The organism is Sphingomonas glacialis (genome assembly GCF_006439055.1).
GTDB classification, from domain to species: Bacteria; Pseudomonadota; Alphaproteobacteria; order Sphingomonadales; family Sphingomonadaceae; genus Sphingomonas; species Sphingomonas glacialis_A.
The window spans coordinates 196,191-216,810 of the sequence record NZ_RCZC01000002.1 but is presented as its reverse complement, the minus strand read 5'-3'; the positions used below and the strand labels follow the sequence as shown (position 1 = coordinate 216,810).

At 66.4% G+C, this 20,620-nt stretch carries 18 protein-coding genes; 6 read left to right on the top strand and 12 right to left on the bottom strand.

Annotation, left to right across the window (positions count from 1 at the left end):
• Positions 1–20 precede the first annotated feature (20 nt).
• Positions 21–551 carry a GNAT family N-acetyltransferase gene (locus EAH76_RS04835; protein ID WP_140848766.1) on the top strand — a complete coding sequence of 177 codons (531 nt, stop codon included), beginning with the start codon at positions 21–23 and terminating at the stop codon, positions 549–551.
• A 26-nt stretch (positions 552–577) separates the two neighbouring features.
• Here EAH76_RS04835 and EAH76_RS04830 read toward each other — a convergent pair whose 3' ends face one another.
• Positions 578–1,591: a L,D-transpeptidase gene (locus tag EAH76_RS04830; RefSeq protein ID WP_241659560.1), complete on the bottom strand. Its 1,014-nt coding sequence runs from the start codon at positions 1,589–1,591 to the stop codon at positions 578–580.
• Positions 1,588–2,238: a BON domain-containing protein gene (locus EAH76_RS04825; protein ID WP_140848762.1), complete on the bottom strand. Its 651-nt coding sequence runs from the start codon at positions 2,236–2,238 to the stop codon at positions 1,588–1,590. Before EAH76_RS04825 ends, EAH76_RS04830 begins: the two co-directional genes overlap by 4 nt.
• A gap of 233 nt (positions 2,239–2,471) precedes the next feature.
• Here EAH76_RS04825 and EAH76_RS04820 point away from each other — a divergent pair, with 233 nt between their 5' ends.
• The 4 genes from EAH76_RS04820 to EAH76_RS04805 all read left to right on the top strand — a co-directional run bounded on the left by EAH76_RS04820 (position 2,472) and on the right by EAH76_RS04805 (position 6,637).
• Positions 2,472–3,974 (top strand): PAS domain-containing sensor histidine kinase, encoded by a 1,503-nt coding sequence (locus EAH76_RS04820; RefSeq protein WP_140848760.1) that lies wholly within the window; start codon positions 2,472–2,474, stop codon positions 3,972–3,974.
• Positions 3,964–4,590, top strand: a complete 627-nt coding sequence (locus EAH76_RS04815; protein WP_140848758.1) for a response regulator transcription factor — start codon at positions 3,964–3,966, stop codon at positions 4,588–4,590. Before EAH76_RS04820 ends, EAH76_RS04815 begins: the two co-directional genes overlap by 11 nt.
• Before the next feature lie 144 nt (positions 4,591–4,734).
• On the top strand, positions 4,735–5,718 hold the full coding sequence (araD1, locus tag EAH76_RS04810) for an AraD1 family protein (RefSeq protein WP_140848756.1): 984 nt from the start codon (positions 4,735–4,737) through the stop codon (positions 5,716–5,718).
• A 1-nt stretch (position 5,719) separates the two neighbouring features.
• Positions 5,720–6,637, top strand: coding sequence for a Gfo/Idh/MocA family protein (locus EAH76_RS04805; protein WP_140848754.1), 918 nt, complete (start codon positions 5,720–5,722; stop codon positions 6,635–6,637).
• A 69-nt stretch (positions 6,638–6,706) separates the two neighbouring features.
• Here the strand turns inward: EAH76_RS04805 and EAH76_RS04800 are convergent, their stop codons facing one another.
• The gene (locus EAH76_RS04800) at positions 6,707–8,521 is read right to left on the bottom strand and encodes an IlvD/Edd family dehydratase (protein WP_140848752.1); all 1,815 of its coding nucleotides are present in this window, start codon (positions 8,519–8,521) and stop codon (positions 6,707–6,709) included.
• Positions 8,522–8,714: 193 nt separating this feature from the next.
• On the opposite strand from EAH76_RS04800, the gene EAH76_RS04795 reads away from it, so the two are divergent.
• On the top strand, positions 8,715–10,031 hold the full coding sequence (locus EAH76_RS04795; RefSeq protein WP_140848750.1) for a sugar MFS transporter: 1,317 nt from the start codon (positions 8,715–8,717) through the stop codon (positions 10,029–10,031).
• A 103-nt stretch (positions 10,032–10,134) separates the two neighbouring features.
• Here EAH76_RS04795 and EAH76_RS04790 read toward each other — a convergent pair whose 3' ends face one another.
• The 9 genes from EAH76_RS04790 to xylB form a co-directional block, all read right to left on the bottom strand.
• Entirely contained in the window at positions 10,135–10,773 is a 639-nt protein-coding gene (locus tag EAH76_RS04790; RefSeq protein ID WP_140848748.1) for a hypothetical protein, read from the bottom strand.
• A gap of 1 nt (position 10,774) precedes the next feature.
• Positions 10,775–11,554 (bottom strand): HupE/UreJ family protein, encoded by a 780-nt coding sequence (locus EAH76_RS04785; RefSeq protein ID WP_277754258.1) that lies wholly within the window; start codon positions 11,552–11,554, stop codon positions 10,775–10,777.
• A 209-nt stretch (positions 11,555–11,763) separates the two neighbouring features.
• Positions 11,764–13,254 (bottom strand): sugar porter family MFS transporter, encoded by a 1,491-nt coding sequence (locus tag EAH76_RS04780; protein WP_277754272.1) that lies wholly within the window; start codon positions 13,252–13,254, stop codon positions 11,764–11,766.
• Entirely contained in the window at positions 13,238–14,104 is an 867-nt protein-coding gene (locus EAH76_RS04775) for an SMP-30/gluconolactonase/LRE family protein (protein ID WP_140848745.1), read from the bottom strand. Before EAH76_RS04775 ends, EAH76_RS04780 begins: the two co-directional genes overlap by 17 nt.
• Entirely contained in the window at positions 14,104–14,850 is a 747-nt protein-coding gene (locus tag EAH76_RS04770; RefSeq protein WP_140848743.1) for an SDR family NAD(P)-dependent oxidoreductase, read from the bottom strand. Before EAH76_RS04770 ends, EAH76_RS04775 begins: the two co-directional genes overlap by 1 nt.
• Entirely contained in the window at positions 14,847–15,998 is a 1,152-nt protein-coding gene (locus tag EAH76_RS04765; RefSeq protein ID WP_431357973.1) for a fumarylacetoacetate hydrolase family protein, read from the bottom strand. Before EAH76_RS04765 ends, EAH76_RS04770 begins: the two co-directional genes overlap by 4 nt.
• Before the next feature lie 124 nt (positions 15,999–16,122).
• Positions 16,123–17,703, bottom strand: a complete 1,581-nt coding sequence (locus EAH76_RS04760; RefSeq protein ID WP_140848741.1) for an aldehyde dehydrogenase (NADP(+)) — start codon at positions 17,701–17,703, stop codon at positions 16,123–16,125.
• Between the two features lie 124 nt (positions 17,704–17,827).
• Positions 17,828–19,138, bottom strand: coding sequence for a xylose isomerase (xylA, locus tag EAH76_RS04755; RefSeq protein ID WP_140848739.1), 1,311 nt, complete (start codon positions 19,136–19,138; stop codon positions 17,828–17,830).
• Positions 19,139–19,158: 20 nt separating this feature from the next.
• On the bottom strand, positions 19,159–20,613 hold the full coding sequence (gene xylB / locus EAH76_RS04750) for a xylulokinase (RefSeq protein WP_140848737.1): 1,455 nt from the start codon (positions 20,611–20,613) through the stop codon (positions 19,159–19,161).
• Positions 20,614–20,620 lie beyond the last annotated feature (7 nt).

Below are 20,620 nucleotides of genomic sequence, written 5' to 3'. Positions count from 1 at the left end.
CCCGCGCGAAAGTCCGTCCGATGCAGCAACCGAGCCAGACACTCACCACCCGCAGCGGCTTCACCTTCCACGTCCGTCCGGCACGCGCCGACGACGATGGCACGGTCGCCGAGTTCTTCACGCACGTGACGCGCGAGGATCTGCGGTTTCGCTTCCTTGCCGGCCTCAACGAAGTCGGCGCCGCGCAGATCAGCGCGCTGACGCATGTCGACCATCGCCGCACCGAGAATTTCCTCGCCTTCACCCACGATGGATCGATGATGATCGCGACCGCGATGCTCGCCTGCGATCCGGCGTTCGAGCGCGGCGAAGTCGCCATCGCGATCCGCAAGGATTTCAAGCAGCACGGCATCGGCTGGGCGTTGCTCGCGCATCTCGCTGCGGTCGCCGACGCCAAGGGCGTCCAGGTGATCGAAGCGATCGAAAGCCGCGACAACCATGCCGCGATCGAAGTCGAGCGCGACATGGGCTTCACGGTAGCGCCCTATCCTGGCGACCCGACATTGCTCCGCGTAAGCCGCGCGATCAGCACTGCCCGATCGCCCGGATGATCAATGCCGCCGGGCGGAGGTGAGCCTCAGTCGCCGGTGATGACGGTCAGCTTTTGACCGACACCGCTGCTCTTCAGCGAACTGCGCGTGACGGGCAGCGTGGTGCCGGGGGTCAGCGCCCGCTCGATCGCGACGCGAAGCCCCCCGGGCAAATGCCCCTGCGACCGCTCGGCCTCGGTCATCTCTCCCGTCGCCGCCACGGGATCGCCCGGGAGCGGCAGTCGCACCCAATGTTCGCCGGCCGCGTCGATCCCGAGCAGCGAGAAGGCGACCGTGCGCGGGACCGGGGCATCGAGGCGGATCGCGCCCGACCCGATCTCGACGCCGTTGCGCAGCACGACGACGCGTGAATCCTGTCCGCTGATCACGATCGACAGCGGCCCGCTCGGCGACCGCTCGGGCTGCCACAGATACTCCAGGAAAGCATCCGGCCCGCGCGGCGGCGCAAGCATCGCGGGAACAGGGGCGGCGACCGGCACGTCCGCCGCGTCGGTCACCACCACCGTCATGCCGAGCGAAGAGATGCCGTAGAGGAGTTTGGCGAAGGCAAGGGGCAGGCGCACGCAGCCGTGCGAGGCGGGATAGCCCGGCAAATGTCCCGCGTGCAGCGCGATGCCGCCCCAGGTCAGACGCTCCATGAAGGGCATCGGCGCATCGGCATGAAGGTTCGATCTGTGCGTCACCGCCTTTTGCAGCACTGTGAAGACCCCGGTCGGCGTGGCATGGCCGCGCTTGCCGCTCGACACCGTCGACACGCCGATCGGGACGCCGTTGCGATAGGCATAGGCGCGCTGCGTGGTCAGGCTGATGATCATCATGACGGGGCCAGCCGGGGCAAGCTGCGGCGCCCAGAGATACTCGCCCGGCCGCAACGCCTCGACCGCGCCGTCGGAGCGGAGCGGGGAAGGGGCCGCGGCGGCATCGACGACGGGCGCGGAGGGTGCGACCTGCGACCGCGCTGCCGAGACGACCCCGCACAGCAGCGCCGCGCCCGCCAACCCGAACAGCGCGCCACGCACGCGGTGCCGCGGCATCATCATACGATCGCGATCTTGTCGATGACATCGACCGTGCCCGGCGCGCTCCAGGCGGCGCGTTCGGCCGCGCGCCGGTCGTGGAGCGAGGGTACGGTGCCGGTGAGCGTGACCTTGCCGCCCTCGGCGGTGACCGTAATCGTATCGGTGTCGAAGAACCACGATCGATGCAGCGCGGCGCGGATATCGTCGGAAACGCCGATGACATCGACGCGCGGTTTGATCGTCACGCTGTTCGTAATGCCGCTGACGCCGGTCAGCTGACGAACGTCGCGCTCGACCGCTTCCTTCTGGAAGTGCCAGTCGACTTCGCCCGTCAACGTGACCCAGCCATTGGCGACCGCGGGCAGGATCGCGCCCGAGGGTACCGACGCATCCCAGTCGAACCGATCGAGGATCGCCGTGGCGATGGCTTCATCGTCCCGGACCGCGCTCGACGCAAGCTGAACGGTCAGCTCGTCGGCCACGCCCTTGCAGCCGCGGACGCGGCCGGCGATCGACTCGGCGGCCTGCTTCTCGCCACCGCTCGCGACATGCCCGCTGAGCGAGACGACCCCCTCCCGCGCGGCGACACCGATATGCGCGGCATTGACGCGCGGGTCCCAGGCGAGTTCGGCGAGGACTGCGGCTTGCAGATGGTGATCGGACGACATGGCGAAACTCCTGGGGCGGGCGCTGTCGTCATTCTGTCGGCCGGACCCCGCAGTCGATAGACTCGGATAGTACGCATCTTCCGGAGCTTAACGAATTGATGCTGATCCGTACCGAACCTATGATAGACCCGTCATAGCCGATCTACGCCGGTTGGTTGGCCATGCACGGCCGACACCGGCGTGCGCGCGCCCAGGACATTCGCCATAGCCGCTTCGCGTCTCGATCGTCCGGCATGACGCCCGCGCCATTGCCGGTCAGCGATGCGCGCCTGCTCGCCGAGGAATTGGCGCTGCTGATCGACGGCGCGACCAATTATGCGATCTATATGCTCGATCCGCAGGGCCATGTGACGATCTGGAATCGTGGCGCCGAACGGATCAAGGGCTGGCGCCAGATCGAGATCCTCGGCCGCCATGCCGCGGTCTTCTACACGCCAGAGGACGTCCTCGCCGGCAAGCCGGACGCCGACCTGGTGCGCGCCGCGGCCGAGGGGCGCTTCGAGGAAGAAAGCTGGCGGCTGCGCAAGGATGGATCATCGTTCCTTGCGAGCGTGACGATCACGGCACTGTATGACGACGCCGGCAGTCTACGCGGCTTCGGCAAGGTGGTGCGCGATATTACCGAGGAAAAGACAGCGGAAACGGCGTTGTCGCGGCGGGAGCAGCATGTGCTGTCGATCCTCGCGACCGTTCCCGACGCGATGATCGTGACCGACGAGCAGGGCCGGATCGTATCGTTCAGCGCGGCAGCGGAGCGCAGCTTCGGCTATGCCGAAGCGGCCGTGCTCGGCCGCAATGTCGCCACGCTGCTGTGCGGGCTCGACCTCGGCGGGGCGGACGGCAGTACCGCCACGCTGGTCGGCGCGATACGGATGGTCACGGGGCTTCGCTCCGATGGCACGACCTTTCCCGCCGAGCTCGCGGTCGGCGAGACGGTCAGCGCGGGGCAGCGGATCCTCACCGCCTTCGTCCGCGACCTGACCGAACGCGATCGTGCCGAGACGCGGCTGCGCGAGCTCCAGTCGGAACTGATCCACGTTTCGCGTGTCAGCGCGATGGGAACGATGGCCTCGACGCTCGCCCACGAGCTTAATCAGCCGCTGACCGCGATCACCAACTATCTCGAGACTGCGCGCGACATGCTCACCGATCCGACCGTGCGCGACGTTGCCGATGTGCGCGAAGCGCTCAGCGAGGCTGCGGGGCAGTCGATCCGCGCCGGCCAGATCGTCCGGCGCCTGCGCGCGTTCGTCGCGCGCGGCGACGTCGAACAATGTAGCGAGCCGCTCAACGCGCTGGTGCGCGACGCGGCCAAGCTCGGGCTGATTGGCGCTGTCGAAACGGGGATCGCGATCCATATGGAGTTCGCCGACGATACAGAGGGCGTTCATGCCGACCGCGTCCAGATCCAGCAGGTGCTGGTCAATCTCATCCGTAACGCGCTGCAGGCGATGGCTGACTCGCCGCGCCGCATCCTGACGATCTCGACCGCGATCGCTGCCGACGACCAGATGCTGGTCACCGTCGCCGACAGCGGCGATGGCATTCCGCCCGCGATCGCCGATCGGCTGTTCCAGGCGTTTGCCTCGACCAAGCCCGACGGAATGGGGCTCGGCCTCTCGATCTGTCGCACGATCATCGAAGCGCATCACGGCCGGATCTGGGCGACGCCCGCGCTCGGCGGCGGAGCGGCGTTTCATTTCACCTTGCCGCGGGAACTCGCCGATGTCGGATAAGCGGATCATCCATCTGGTCGACGATGAAGAGGCGATCCGGCGTTCGGCCGGGTTCCTGTTGCGCAACGCTGGTTTCGAGGTGTGCGCCTATGCCTCGGGCACCGAATTTCTCGGCGCAGTCGGTGGGACCGAGCCTGGATGCATCCTGCTCGACATCCGGATGCCCGGGCTCGATGGGCTCGAGGTCCAGCGCATCCTGGTCGAGCGCAGCATCGCCTATCCGATCATCGTGTTGACCGGACATGGCGACATCACCTTGTCGGTCCGCGCGATCAAGGCGGGCGCGATCGACTTCCTCGAAAAGCCGTTCGAGAAGGCGGCCTTGCTCCACGCGATCGACGAAGCGTTCGAGCGGCTCGAGGCGGCGTTCGCGCAGCAGCTCGATGCGAGCGAGGCGTCGATGCGGCTGGCCGCCCTCACGCCTCGCGAGCGCGACGTGCTCGACGGGCTGGTGGCAGGCCAGCCGAACAAGATTACCGCGTACAAGCTCGGCATTTCGACGCGCACCGTCGAGACGCATCGCGCCAATCTGACGCACAAGCTCGGCGTGCGATCGATGTCGGACGTCCTACGGCTCGCTTTTGCGGCCGATCCTGGGCCACTGACGGGAGCGTGAGCGCCCCTGTCCTCCGGCCAGGACCCGGCGGCGGAAGCTCGGTTGAACATCTGCGGACGCGCTGCTAGCTGGTTGTCAGACTAATGCCGGGCGTCGCTGCGCCGACCCGTCAGCCGTTAGGTCGCACACTGGAGAGAAGCTACGATGAGTTTGTCGCTCGTTCAATTTCGTGCCGCTGACGGCACGCGCGGCGTGGCCGCCCTCGACGCCGAGGGCGTTGCTCGGACAGTCCCCGGCGCGAGCAGCACGCTCGCGCTCGCCACCATGGCGCTGGCCGATGGCATCGATTTGGCGGCGGCGGTCGAACGCGCTGGCGTCGGCGATGTGCTCGATCTGACGACGCTCACCGTGCTCGCACCGATCGACCATGCCGATCCCGCGCATATGCTGTTGACGGGCACGGGCCTCACGCATCTCGGTTCGGCCGAGGGGCGCGACAAGATGCACCGCGCTGCCGTCGAAAATCCGGCGCCGACCGATTCGATGAAGATGTTCCTGATGGGGGTCGAGGGTGGCAAGCCGTGCGAGCCGGGGCAGGGCGTCCAGCCCGAATGGTTCTATAAGGGCGATGGCTCGCAGTTGGTCGGCCCCGGCGAGCCGCTTCGCTCGCCCGCCTTCGCGCTCGACGCAGGCGAGGAGCCCGAGATTGCCGGCATCTACCTGATCGATGCGGACGGCACGCCGGTCCGGCTGGGCTTCGCGCTCGCCAACGAATTTTCCGACCATGTAACCGAGCGTGGCAATTACCTGTGGCTCGCGCATTCGAAGCTGCGCACCGCGGCGCTCGGCGCTGAGCTGCGCGTCGGCGCGCTTCCGGCCGATGTGCGCGGCACCAGTCGGATCGTGCGCGATGGCGCGGTGCTGTGGGAAAAGCCGTTCCTGTCGGGCGAGGCGAACATGTCGCATTCGATCGAAAATCTCGAGCATCACCATTTCAAATATGCGCTGTTCCGCCGCCCCGGCGACGTCCACGTCCATTTCTTCGGCACCGCGACGCTGTCGTTCAGCGAGGGCGTGCAGACGCAGGCGGGCGACGTGTTCGAGATCGAGGCCGCGCCGTTCCATCTGCCGGTGCGCAACCCGATCGCGATCGACGCACCGCTTCCCGTCAGCGTGAAGGCGCTTTGAGATGGTGATCCGCATCGGCATCGTCGGCGTCGGCAAGATCGCGCGCGACCAGCATATCCCCGTCCTCGACGCCTCGCCCGATTTCGATCTCGTCACCGCCGCCAGCCGGCATGGGCGGATCGAGCACGGGGTGACGCACACCACGATCGAGGAGATGCTCGCCGCCGAGGATATCGACGCCGTTTCCCTCTGCCAGCCGCCGCAGGTCCGCTTCGAGGCGGCGCGCGTCGCGATCGCAGCCGGCAAGCATGTCTTTCTCGAGAAGCCGCCCGGCGCGACGCTCACCGAAGTCGAACTGTTGCGCGATCAGGCGCGCGAAAAGGGCGTGACGCTCTTCGCCAGCTGGCATTCGCGCTACGCCGCCGGGGTCGAGACGGCGCGCGCATGGCTCGCGGACAAGTCGCTGCACTCGGTCCATATCGAATGGAAGGAAGACGTGCGGCACTGGCATCCGGGGCAAGCCTGGATCTGGGAAGCCGGCGGGATGGGGGTGTTCGACCCCGGCATCAACGCGCTGTCGATCGCGACCGCGATCCTGCCGGGTTTCTTCCTGACCGAGGGGCTGCTCGAGATTCCAGCGAACCGCGCCTCGCCGATCGCGGCAGATCTGCACTTCACCGATGCGGCGGGAACGCCGATCCGTGCCGAGTTCGACTGGCGCCAGACGGGCCCGCAGACGTGGGACATCAAGGTCGAGACCGATGCGGGCACGCTATTGCTGTCGAAGGGCGGCAGCGAGTTGCGCATCGACGGCGTCGAACAGACGCTTCCGCCCGAGGCGGAATATCGTGGGCTCTACGATCGTTTCGCGGCGCTGATTGCGGCGGGCGAGAGCGATGTCGACGTCGCGCCGTTGCGGCACGTGGCCGATGCCTATCTGCGCGCCGAACGGCGGCAGGTCGAGGCGTTCGAGGACTGAGCGACGCCCGCAGCGGCGGTGAGTATTAAAAGGACGGCGGCCACAACCGCCGTCCCTTTTTGCGTCAGCTCAGTGGCTGTCGCGCGGCAGGCCGCGAGTCTGCGCGATGCGCTGGTACTTCTCGGCACCTTCGAGGATCGCGCCGGTGTTGAGCTGGCCGACGACCGCGCGCTGCATTTCCTGCCACGGTGTCTGCGAGGCAGGATATTGATATCCGCCCGCCGCAACCAACGCCGCTCGGCGCTCGGCGAGTTCTTCGTCCGAGATCAGCACGTCGGCGGTGCCGCGGCCGAGATCGATCCGCACGCGGTCGCCCGTCTTGAGCAAAGCCAGCCCGCCATTGGCGGCCGCTTCAGGAGAAGCGTTGAGGATCGACGGCGAGGCGGACGTCCCCGACTGACGCCCGTCGCCGATGCACGGCAGGGCATGGACGCCCTCGCGGATCAGATAGGCGGGCGGCCGCATGTTGACGACCTCGGCCGCGCCGGGATAGCCGATCGGGCCCGCGCCGCGCATGAACATCAGCGTCTCGCGCGTGATGCCGAGCGCGGGATCGTCGATCTTGTGATGATAATCCTCAGGGCCGTCGAACACGATCGCCGGGCCTTCGAACGCTTCCGGATCCTCGGGATTGGAGAGATATTGCGCGCGAAATTCGGCGCTGATCACGCTGGTCTTCATGATCGCAGCGTCGAACAGATTGCCCTTTAGTACGACGAAGCCGGCTTCCTCGACCAGCCGCGTCTCGAAGGTGCGGATAACGCGCTCGTCCTCGATCGTCGCGGTGCGGCAATTGTCGCCGATCGTCTGGCCGTTGACGGTCAGCGCGCCTTCCTGGATCAGGTCATGGCGCATCAACTCGGCGACGACGGCGGGCACGCCGCCCGCACGATAATAATCCTCACCGAGATATTCGCCCGCCGGCTGCAGATTGACGAGCAGCGGGACCTTGTGGCCGTGCGTCTGCCAGTCGTTCAGCTCGAGCTCGGCGCCGACATGGCGCGCGATCGCGGCGAGATGGATCGGCGCGTTGGTCGAGCCGCCGATCGCCGAATTGACGACGATCGCGTTGAGGAAGGCGTCGCGCGTCATGATGTCGGAGGGCTTGAGATCCTCGCGTACCATGTCGACGATGCGCTTGCCGGTGAGATAGGCGACTTCCTGGCGGTCGCGATACGGCGCGGGAATCGCGGCCGAGCCCGGCAGCATCATGCCGAGCGCCTCGGCGAGCGAGTTCATCGTCGTCGCGGTGCCCATCGTGTTGCAATAGCCGGTCGATGGCGCCGATGAGGCGACGAGCTTGATGAAGCCGGCATTGTCGATCTCGCCCTTGGCGAGCATCTCGCGCGCCTTCCAGACGATCGTGCCCGAGCCCGTGCGCTCGCCCTTGTGCCAGCCGTTGAGCATCGGCCCGACCGACAATGCGATCGCCGGGATGTTCACCGTAGCGGCCGCCATCAGGCAGGCCGGCGTCGTCTTGTCGCAGCCGATCGTCAGCACGACGCCGTCGAGCGGATAGCCGTAGAGCGTCTCGACAAGGCCGAGATAGGCGAGGTTGCGGTCGAGTCCGGCGGTTGGGCGCTTGCCGGTTTCCTGGATCGGATGGACCGGGAATTCGATCGCGATGCCGCCCATTTCGCGGATGCCTTCGCGGACGCGCTCGGCGAGGACGAGGTGATGGCGGTTGCACGGCGACAGATCGCTGCCGGTCTGCGCGATGCCGATGATCGGCTTGCCCGACTGCAGTTCCTCGAGGCTCAGCCCGAAGTTCAGATAGCGCTCGAGATACAGCGCGGTCATGTCGATATTGTCGGGATTGTCGAACCAGGCGCGCGAGCGCAGCCGGGCCAGCGGGGTGGAGAGGTCGTTAGGCGTATCGGTCATGCAGGATCGTCCGGACTGGGTCAGCAGTAGCGATACGACTTTCGGAAGACGCGGGCGGGCTTGCAAATTCCCGCGCAGCGCCCTCTGGTCGCCGAGGCTATCTGTTGACGAGATAACGCCAGACTTATACTCGGACAAATAACGAGAAGGCAATCCGCCCCGCGCGCGGTATCGCCAGATAGAGGATTTACGAATGGCCGCACCCGTGATTGCCGCGCACGCTCCCGTCGCCACGGGCGATTCACCCGATGGCGGGCGCTATCGCTCGGCGCTGACGCTGCTGGCGAGCCTGTTCTTCATGTGGGGCTTCATCACGGTCATCAACAACACGCTGCTGCCGCATCTGCGCAGCGTGTTCGATCTGAGCTACACTCAGACCACGCTGATCGAGAGCGTCTGGTTCATCGCCTATTTCGTCGCGTCGATCCCGTCGGCCAAGCTGATCGAGCGGATCGGCTATCAGCGTTCGCTGGTGGTCGGGCTCGTCATCATGGCGGCGGGTGCGCTCGGCATGATCGTGGCTGCGCGGATCCCGTCTTACGGCGTCACGCTGTTCGCGCTATTCGTGATCGCGAGCGGCATCACGCTGCTCCAGGTCGCCGCCAACCCCTATGTCGCGGTCGTCGGCAAGCCCGAGACCGCCTCGTCGCGGCTCAACCTGGTGCAGGCGTTCAACTCGCTTGGCGCGACGCTTGCGCCGCTGTTCGGCGGGTATCTGATCCTCGGCCGCTCGACGTCTGGCACGGCGGCGGCAGGTGCTGCGGCGCTGACCCCGGCACAGCGGCTCGCCGACGCGCAGTCGGTCCAGCTGCCGTACCTGATCGTCGCGGTCGTCTTGGTCCTGCTCGCAGTGGTCATCGCGCGTTCGCCGCTTCCGGCAATGGGCAGCGCGACCAAGCGCAACGCCAAGGCCGATCGCGCCAACCATTCGCTCTGGTCGCACCGCAATCTGATCTTCGGCATCCCCGCGATCTTCATCTACCTCATCGCCGAGATCGGCGTCGGCAACCTCTTCATCAACTTCATCAGCCAGCCCGAAATCGGCAACACGACGCACGAGCAGGCCGCGCATTATCTCTTCCTGCTGTGGGGCGGCATGATGGTCGGCCGCTTCGTCGGCAGCTATCTGATGCAGCGCATCCCGGCCGAGCACGTGCTCGCCGCCGCGAGCATCGGCGCGTGCGTGGTGATGCTCGTTGCGACCTTCACCACGGGCCATGTCGCGATGTGGGCGCTGATCTCGGTCGGGCTGTTCCATTCGATCATGTTCCCGACGATCTTCACGCTCGGCATCCGCGGGCTCGGGCCGCTGACCGAAGAGGGTTCGGGCCTGCTGATCATGGCGATCGCCGGCGGTGCGCTGGTGATCGTGCAGGGCAAGCTTGCCGACATGTACGGGCTGCAGAACTCGTTCCTGCTGACCGCCGCGTGCGAACTGTACGTGCTGTTCTATGCGGTGTGGGGGTGCCGTGTGAGCGCCGAGGTGGCGGCGAAAAGCGGAGCGGAGTGATCGCCAGCCGCGGCGGCGGGGAGCCAACGGCCAAATCCGGTCGCGCCCCGAGCTGCTGACGAGCGCGAAAGCCGATTTTCGAGAACGGGCGCAACCGGCGGCTTCATTCTAGCCGCTTGGCGACCAGTTCGCCTTCGTTCCCCGCCTCACCCGGCGGAACGAGGTCGTAAAACCCGGCAAGCCGCAGCTTGATGCGGAGCGGCTTCAGCGACTGGTTCTGAAAAAACCACCCGTGGATCCCGTCGAACGGCGCCGTGAACGTGCCGTTGTCGTTCTGGGCAAAGCCCTTTTTGTAATAGGCGACCTTCATTGTCTCGCGGCTCGCCAGCGTGTGGCCGTGATATTCGACATAGACGTCGGTCGGGCCACTCTCCCCGATGACCGCCCATGAATAGATGTACGTCCCTCCCTTTTTCAGATGCACCTTATATTCGATCTCGTCGTTGCGGGACGGATCGCCACCCGCCTGAAGCGGGACGATGATTTCGTCGCTTCGAAACGTGGTCGCATAATTGCGAACTGCGGGTTCCGGATCTGATGATGGCTTTGCAGCGACGGTTTCTTCGGGCGGCGCCCACAACCGTTCGGTTCCGGTCAGCCGGCCCAAGCCAAGCGGGTCGAGATGATATTCGGCGGGCAGGATCGCGCCGAACAGGATGACGAGCGCAGCCAGCAGGGCAGCGACGGTGAGGCCAAGCAGGCGACGACGCGACAAAGGGGGCTGGATTTCCGCGGTGACCATATCAAGCTCCCTTGGTGATGACATAACCGGCCAGATGGACCCCGATGAGGCAAAACCCCGCGACCATCAGCAGCCCATTGGCGGCGATTGCGGTTGAGGAGAACCAGCGGGTCCGATGCCAAACCGCGATCAGCGCGAGCATGATCGAGAGCGCGATGAGCTGGCCGATCTCGACCCCGACGTTGAACGAGACGAGGTTTATCAGCAGGCCATTCTGATTGAGCCGCAGCTCTTGCAGTTTGGTGGCGAGGCCGAGACCATGGACCAGCCCGAAGACCAATACGACCCATTTGGGGTTGGGACGTCCGCCGAACAGGGTCTCGAAGCCGCCGAGATTATCGAAGGCCTTATAGACGACCGACAGGCCGATCACGGCATCGACGAGATAGGCATTCAGACCAAAGCCGATCAGTACGCCCGACAGCAAGGTTATGCTGTGGCCGATGGCAAAGAGCGACACGTAGAGGGCGACATCCCGGAACCGAGTCAGGAAAAATATGATCCCGAGCAGGAAAAGCAGATGGTCATAACCCGTGACCATGTGCTTGCCGCCGAGATAGGCAAACGGCAGCGGCGCCGGACCCTTCGTAGCGGCTACGAACGCCGCGTCCTTCCCGCCGATCGCATGCGCCAAGGCTTCGCCCGATACGTTGGCGAGCAACACCGCAATCACTCCCAGCAGCGCAAACCGGCAGGCTGGAGCGAACGAAACCCGGTAGCTTGATAGATCCGGCAAACCCTGCTCCCCAATCAGTCTCGATTTCGGGCAAGCGTAGAGCAACGGTTTGAAGGGTGAAGTTACGAACCGTACGGGCCGCCGCTACGGGCGCTTCCGTAACCGTACGGGCAGCCGGCCTATCGGCTTGGCATCGGGAAGCTTGAGCTATCCGCAAACGAAAACGGGACCGCGATGGCATCATCGCGGTCCCGCCAAACGGATCTGCTCTAAGAGCGTAACAGCGCGCGCCGCAGGCGCGGCGCGCGTGTCTATTACCCCTCCATCGCTTCGAGCGACTTCCCCTTGGTCTCGACGATGAACTTCTGCACCAGGAAGAAGCTGATCACCGCGCAGACCGCGTAGAACGAATAGCTCTTCGCGAGGCCGATGCTGCCGAGCATGATCGGGAACGACTGTGCGACGAGATAATTGGCGAACCACTGCGCAAAGCCGCACACCGCGAGCGCCGAGCCGCGGATCTGGTTCGGGAACATCTCGCCGAGCATCACCCACATGACCGGGCCCCAGCTGATGTTGAACGCGAACGAATAGGCCAGTGCCGCGCCGACGGCGAGCTGGCCCATATGGCCCGGCAGGGTGAGCTTGTCGGCGACGAGCGTGCCGGTCGAGAAGGCATAGACCATCGCGAACAGCGTGATCGCCATGCCGGCCGAACCCATCAGCAAGAGCGGCTTGCGGCCGATCTTGTCGACCAGGCCGATCGTGATGAAGCACGCGACGATCGAGATCGAGCCCGAGATGATGTTGGTCATCAGCGCCTGCGATTCGGAGAAGCCCGCCGCCTGCCACAAGGTCGCGCCGTAATAGAAGATCACGTTGATGCCGACGAGCTGCTGGAACACCGCCAGCAACAGACCCGCCCAGACGACCGACCGCAGACCGAGGAAGCCACGGCCACCTGCGGGCGTCAGAACGTCGGACAAACGCGGGCGGTGGTCCTTCGAGAAGCTTGCCTGGATCTCGCCGAGCGTCAGCGCGCCCTGGCGGCTGCCGAACAGGCTGGTCAGCACGTCCAGCGCTTCTTCGTTCCGCTGCTTCGAGACCAGGAAGCGCGGGCTTTCGGGGATGAAGAACAGCGCGATGAAGAAGATGACCGCAGGGACCGCCTGCAGCAGGTACATCCAGCGCCATGCCGCAATGCCGAACCAGAGCGGGTTGAGCGAGGCGACATCGTTCGGATTGGCCGGGTTGGACGCGGCCGCCGCGAGATAATAATTGGCGAAGAAGGCAGCGGTCAGACCGGTGATGATCATGATCTGCTGCACTGTCGTCATACGCCCGCGGATGCTGGGCGGTGCGACCTCGGAGATGTAGGCGGGCGACAGGACGCTGGCCGCGCCAACCGCGATCCCGCCGCAGATGCGCGCGATGACGAACAGCGTATGGTCATGCGCGACGCCCTGGACGATCGCGCCGACCAGGAACAGCAAGGCGGCATAGCGCATCACGTTGCGGCGGCCGACGGCATCGGCGAGCGTGCCGGCGAAGAAAGCCCCGACGACGCAGCCGATCAGCAGCGACCCAACGGTGAAGCCCAGGCCCGCATCGTCGAGCGCGAACGCGGCCTTGAGCCCGGGCTGTGTCCCGTTCACCGCGCCGCTGTCGTAACCGAACAACAGTCCGCCGATCGTGGCCACTGCCACGATCGCGGCAATGAACCCTAGATTGCCCCTTTGGGTGTCGGGCTGGGTAGTCGCCATATCGTTTTTCCGCTCCTGAAGCTGTTTATAGTTTTGCTGGATGAACCGGGAGGCCCGCCACGCCGGCGTCGAAGGCGAACAGATTGCCCGCGAGGGGCTGCGCGCGCAAATCCTCTTCGCTCAGGCCCTTACGCGCGGTGGTCGCGTAGGCGGTGCGCAGATCGGGGCCGCCGAATGCGATTTTGGTGACGTTGGCGACGGGGCAGCGCACCGTCTCGATCAGCGTGTCCGCCGGATCATAGCGGCGCACGCCCCACCCACCGAACAGGGCAACCCAGACACAGCCTTCGGCATCGATCGTCGAGCCGTCGGGATGACCTTCTCCCGGCGCGATCTCGCAGAACAGCGTCGGCGCAGCAAGCGTGCCGTCGTCGTTGAGCACGACCCGCCATACCGTCCGGCCGAGCGTATCGGTGTGATAGAGCGCCCCACCGTCGGGCGCGATCGCCGGGCCGTTGGTGATGACGACCGGCGACAGTCCGCTATCGGAGCTGCCGGTCGCCTCTGCACGGTACAGCCGGCCGGTCGCGTCCTGTTCGGCATTGTCCATGCTGCCGAACCAGATGCGACCCTGCGCATCGGTCGTCGCATCGTTGAGGCGGTTGCCGGGAAGGTGCGCCTCGGGATCGAACAGATGCTCGAACTGTCCGCTTACGGGATCGAAGGCGTGCAGCCCGGTATCCAGGCCAGCGATCATCCCGCCGCCCGCGCGCGGCAGGACCCAGCCGACTTCGCCCGGCGCGTCCCATTCCTGGAGCGCATCGCGCGCCGGATCGTAGCGATAGATGCGCTGGCGCTTGATATCGACGAACCACAAAGCCGCGTCGTACCAGACCGGCCCCTCGCCGAGGATCGCGCCGATCGGCTGGACCGAGCGTACCGCCCCGACCATCAGCGCCAGCCCGCGTCCACGAAATAGTCATGGCCGGTGCACATGCGCGCATCGTCCGACGCGAGGAACAGCGCGAGCGACGCGACGTCGGACGGCTGGATGCGGCCATCGAGGCATTGTGCCGCGACGATCTCGGCCTCGCCCTCGGGGGTGTACCAGCGTTCCTGCCGCGGGGTCTGGATGTTGCCGGGGACGATCGTCGTGACCCGGATGTTGTCGCGCCCGAGATCGCGCGCGAGGCTGCGCGTCAGGCCTTCGATCGCGGCCTTGGCGGTCTGGTAGAGAACGAGGTCGGGCAGCCCCAAATGCCAGCTGATCGACCCGAAATTGATGATCACGCCACCGCCCGCGGCCTTCATCCCGGGGACCACGGCCTGGGCCGAAAAGAACAGATGGCGCAGGTTGGTCGCCATCCGCTCGTCCCAATAGGCTGGCGTCACTTCCTCGATCGTATGGCGGTCATCGCGCGCGGCGTTGTTGATGAGGATGTCGATCCCGCCGAGCTCGGTCGAGATCTTCGCGATCGTCGCGGCAAGCGCATCGAGATCGCGCAGGTCGCACGGGTGGAACCTGCCGGGTGCGAATTTTGCCGCGGTCGCTTCGCCGGCATCCTGATCGACATCGATGAAGGCGACATGGGCCTGCTGCGCGGCGAACGCCTCGACCAGGGCCGCGCCGATTCCGCTGCCGCCACCAGTGACCAATACGCGCTTGCCGACGAGACTAGGATAGACGGCACCGCTCACTTGGTTGCTCCCAACAGGCCGCGTGCGGCAAGATTCGTGAAAAACGCGCTGATCCCGACGCTCCACGGCGCCGCATCGCGCGACGTGACGACGCGGTTGACCAGACGGCCCAACCGAGCGCTCTCGATCGAGACGCTGTCGCCGACCTTGTGCGTAAAGCCACGCCCGGGCTCGTCGCGGTCCTGCACCGGCGCGAACAGCGTGCCGAGGAACAGCACGAGGCCGTCGGGATATTGATGTTCGCTGAGCGTCTGGTGGACCAGATCGAGCGGATCACGGCTGATCTCGGCCATGTTGCTAGCGCCATCGAGAACATAGCCGTCCTCGCCCTCGATCCGCAGCCGCAATTCGGCCGAGCGGACATCGTCGATGCCGAAGCTGTCGTCGAACAGCCGGACCATCGGCCCGAGCGAGCAGGATGCGTTATTGTCCTTGGCCTTGCCGAGCAACAGCGCCGAGCGGCCCTCGAAATCGCGCAGATTGACGTCGTTGCCGAGCGTCGCGCCGACGACGGTGCCGCGGCTGTCGACGAGCAGCGCGATCTCGGGTTCGGGGTTGTTCCAGGTCGAATCCGAGCGGATGCCGATCTCGGCATCGCCGCCGACGGTCGAGAGGACGGGCGCCTTCGTAAACACCTCGGCATCGGGACCGATCGCGACCTCGAGATATTGCGACCACATCTCGTCGTCGATCAGGGCCTGCTTGAGATCGGCAGCCTCGCTCGAGCCCGGTACGACGGCACGGATCGAGCCGCCGACGCGCGTCTCGAGCCGCGCGCGGATATCGGCAGCGGCGCTCGAATCCCCGCGTGCCCGTTCCTCGATCACGCGCTCGATCGCCGACACGGCGAAGGTGACGCCGCACGCCTTGATGCATTGCAGATCGACGGGGGTCAGCAAGGTCACCGCCGCAGGATCGAACGCGCCGAGCGACTCGCCGCCCTGGCCGGTAAAATCGCCCGCTTCGACGAGCGCGGAAACGGTGGGGGCGATCTTCGCCATGTCGAACAGTTCGCCATGGACGAGCAGGACAGGCGATGGACCCTCGGCACGCTCGATGCGGCCAAGGAAGGTTCCGCTCTGCCAGTCCGCTGCCAGTGCCGACCGCCTTGGGTCGTTGCTGCCCGCCATCATCAACTCCTGCCGCATTCTTTTTCTGATAGCGCTAACAACACGCCGGCGAGCCGTGTGTCAAGAGCGCGGGATACGCCCGTTTACCGAGTCGCTTCTGCTACGGCCGTGGCGAGCCGATGCCCGCCACGGCCGCACGGTTTCACCGCGGCGAAGCTTCGCGAATGCCGTCGATCCGGCGCGCGACATTCCACGCATTGTCGGGGCCGATCGCTGTCGGCAGCAACTCCGCCGGCAGGTTCTGGAAGCAGACGGGACGCAGGAAGCGATAGATCGCCAGCGTGCCGACCGAGGTCGTCCGCCCGTCGCTGGTGGCGGGGAAGGGGCCGCCATGCACCATCGCGTGGCTGACCTCGACACCGGTCGGCCAGCCATTGGCGAGAATCCGCCCGACGCGACCGGCAAGGGTCGGAAGCAGCTTGGCGGCTTCGGCATGATCGCCCGCATCGACGTGGAGCGTCGCGGTCAACTGGCCTTCGAGCTGCGCGACGACGCGCGTCAGTTCGGCGCTGTCCTTGCAGCGCACGATGACTGCCGACGAGCCGAACACTTCATGTCCGAGCGCGCTGTCAGCGAGGAAGGCCGCGGCATCGGTATCGAACAGCGCACCGACCGCCTGGTTGGCGCCATCGGTCGAGCAGCCCCGCGCCACGGTCTTGACCGCGCCATGCTGCGCGAGCGTGGCGACGCCCTTTTCGTAGCTGGCATGGATGCCGGGGGTCAGCATGGTCGCGGGCCGGACCTCGCTCAGCGCCGCGCCGGCTGCCGTGACGAAGGCGTCGAGCGCGGGACCGTCGATCGCCAGCACCAGGCCGGGGTTGGTGCAGAACTGACCGGCACCCATCGTCAGCGACTGGACGAACGCCGATGCGAGCGCATCACCGCGCGCCGCGAGCGCCGCCGGGAACAGGATCACCGGGTTGATGCTCGACATTTCGGCATAGACCGGGATCGGCTCGGCACGCTGCGAAGCGATCTTGACCAAAGCCAGGCCGCCGCCGCGCGAACCGGTGAAACCGACTGCCTTGATCCGCGGATCAGCGACGAGCGCACCGCCGAGATCGTTGGTGTCGCCGGGCAGATAGGAGAAGGTGCCGGCAGGAAGGCCGCATTTCGCGACGGCGCTGGCAATCGCGCGCGCGACGAGCTCGCCCGTGCCGGGATGCGCCGGATGGCCCTTGACGATGACCGGGCAGCCTGCGGCGAGCGCCGACGCGGTGTCACCACCGGCAACCGAGAAAGCGAGCGGGAAGTTCGACGCGCCGAACACCGCGACCGGGCCTACGGCCACATTGACGCGGCGCAGATCTGGGCGCGGCAGCGGGGCGCGGTCGGGAAGGGCAGGGTCGATCGTCGCGTCGAGCCAGTCGCCCTGACGAACGACGGTCGCGAACAGGCGCAGCTGGCCGACGGTCCGGCCGCGCTCGCCTTCGATGCGGGGGCGGGGCAGGCCGCTTTCCTGGACGGCACGGTCGATCAGTTCGTCACCGATTGCGACGATCGCGTCGGCGATCGCTTCGAGGAAGCTCGCGCGCGTCTCGAGATCGGTCGCGGCGTAATCAACGAACGCGGCCTCAGCGAGCGCGGCAGCATCGGCCACGGCATCGACGCCGGCCGAGGAGAAATCGGGGGTGAGGGTCGCACCAGTCGAAGGGTCGATCCCCGAGAATCGCGTCGTCGCCTGCCGTTGCTCGGCACCGACCAAAATCGCTCCGTCGATCATAGATAACCTTCCTTGAATTAGTCCGACATAATAGAAGCTGCCGGCGCAGAGTACAAGGCGATCGGCGCAGGGCTCGGCGCGGACATCGGCCCGTCCGCGCGAAACGGACGGGCCGATCGCTTCGTCAGATGAAGCGGTTGATCAGATTCTCGATCCGCTCCTGGCGACCCGAGCGCGGCTGAGGGTCGATGCCCTGCTCGACCGCGAGATCGGCGATCCCGGCCAGATCGAGCGAGCCGATCTTCTGCCCGAAATCGGCGTCCCAGCCGGCGTAACGCTCGGTCTTGATGGCATCGAGGCGACCGTCCTCGATCAGCGCGGCTGCGTTGAGCAGGCCCTTGGCGACGACGTCGATCGCGCCGACATGGCCGTGGAACAGATCGACCGCATCCATCGACTGGCGCCGCACCTTGGCGTCGAAGTTGAACCCGCCGGTTGTGAAGCCGCCAGCCCGGATGATCTCGAGATTGGCGAGCGTCAGTTCCTCGACCGAATTGGGGAACTGGTCGGTATCCCAGCCATTCTGCGGATCGCCACGGTTCGCGTCGATCGAGCCGAAGATGCCGAGGGCTGCCGCGGTCGCGATCTCATGCTCGAAGGTGTGGCTGGCGAGCGTCGCGTGGTTCGCTTCGATGTTGACCTTCACTTCATTCTCGAGGCCGTAGCGCTTGAGGAAGCCGTACACCGTCGCGGTGTCGAAATCGTACTGGTGCTTGGTCGGCTCGAACGGCTTCGGCTCGATCAGGATCGTGCCGGTGAAGCCGATCTTGTGCTTGTGCTCGACGACGAGCGACAGGAAGCGACCGAGATTGTCGAGCTCGCGCTTGAGATCGGTGTTGAGCAGCGTCTCATAGCCCTCGCGACCGCCCCACAGCACATAGTTCGCGCCGCCCAGGCGATGCGTCGCCTCGAGCGCATCGCGCACCTGCATCGCGCCGAACGCGAAGACTTCGGGGTTGGGGTTGGTCGCTCCGCCGGCGGCGAAGCGCGGGTGGCTGAACAGGTTGGCGGTGCCCCAAAGCAGCTTGCGGCCCGACGAGGCCTGCAGCTTCTCCAGATGATCGACCGCTTCGGCGAAGTTGCGGCGATGCTCGTCGACGCTGTGCGCGTCGGCCATCACGTCGACGTCGTGGAAGGCGTAGAACGGGATGTCGAGCTTGGAGAAGAAGTCGAACGCGACTTCGCGCTTCTGCGCGGCGGCGGCCGCATCATTCGCACCGGCATGCCACGGGCGGTTGAACGTGCCGCCACCGAACACGTCCGAACCTGGCCAGCAGAAGGTGTGCCAGAAGCAGGCGGCGAAGCGCAGATGGTCTTCCATCCGCTTGCCCATGACGACCCGGTCCTTGTCGTAATAGCGGTATGCCAGCTCGTCGTCGGTCTCGGGCCCCTTGAAGCTGATCTGGGGGATGTCGGCAAAAAAGTCGTTGGCCATGGGGGCGCTCCTTCGAAAGGTCAGTTGGATGCGGTGAGGGGGGAAATGCGGGCATAGGCAGCGCGGAACGCCGCCTTCTTGGGCGCGAGCCGTGCGGTCAATTCCGCATTGGGGGTGATCCGGTGCGAAACGGGCGGGGCGACGCAAACCTCGGCCGGGGTGCCGCCATCGACGGCAAGCTGCGCGAGCCGCGCCGCGCCGAGCGCGGGGCCGACTTCGCCGCCCTGGAGATAGACGAGCGGCACGTCCATCGCCGCCGCGAGCGTCTCGCCCCAATAACGCGAGCGCGCGCCGCCGCCGATCACCGCGAGTTCGGCGACTTCGGTGCCGGCTTCGCGCAACACGTCGAGCCCGTCGGCGAGCGCGAACGCAACGCCTTCTAGCACGGCCTGCGCGAGCCGGTTGGCGTCGGTGTCATTGTCGAGCCCGAAAAAGGCACCGCGGACCTGCGCGTCGTTGTGGGGGGTGCGTTCGCCCGAGAGATAGGGGAGGAAAATCTCGGGACCGTTGGCAGCACCCGCCGCTTCGGCACGCTGGAACAGTTCGGCCGCACCGCTCGCACCGGTCAGCCGCGCGACCCAATCGATGCACGAGGCCGCGCTGAGATGGACCGACATCTGGTGCCACATGTCGGGCAGGCAATGGCAGAAGGCATGGACCGCGCGCGCCGGGTTGGGACGGAACTTGTCATTGGCGACGAAGATCACCCCCGACGTGCCGAGCGACAGCAACGCCTTGCCGTCCGTGACGACGCCGACGCCCGCGGCACCACCGGCATTGTCGCCCGCGCCGCCCGCGACGGGTACCTGCGGAATGCCCCAGGCTTCGGCGATATCGGCGCGCAGCGTTCCCGCGACGTCGGTGCCCTCGACCAGACGCGGCATCTGCGCTTCGGTGAGCCCGCAGGCGGCGAGCAGCGTCTCGCTCCAGCGGCGGCCGGCGACGTCGAGCCACAGCGTGCCTGCCGAATCCGACATGTCGGACGCCTTCTCGCCGGTCATCCGCAGCCGGACATAGTCCTTGGGGAGGAGCACGGTCGCGACCTGCGCGAAGATCTCGGGCTCGTGGCGACGGACCCATTCGAGCTTGGGCGCGGTGAAGCCCGGCATCACGATATTCCCGCCAACGGTGCGGAAATCCCCGGTCGCTTCTTCCAGCGCCGCGCATTCGGCGAACGAGCGCCCGTCGTTCCAGAGTATCGCGGGGCGCAACGGCTTATCGTCCGCGCCGAGCAAGGTCGCGCCGTGCATCTGCCCGGCGAGCCCGATCCCGCGCACCGCGCGGCGAACGCTCGGGTCGATCGCGAGCACCGCGGCGCTCGTTGCCTTCCACCAATCCTCAGGGTCCTGCTCGGACCATAAGGGGTGGGGGCGCTGGACGGTGAGCGCCGCGACGCCCTGGCCGACGACCGCGCCATGCGTGTCGAGGACGACGGCCTTGACGCCCGACGTGCCGATATCGATTCCCAGAAACATCGGCTGC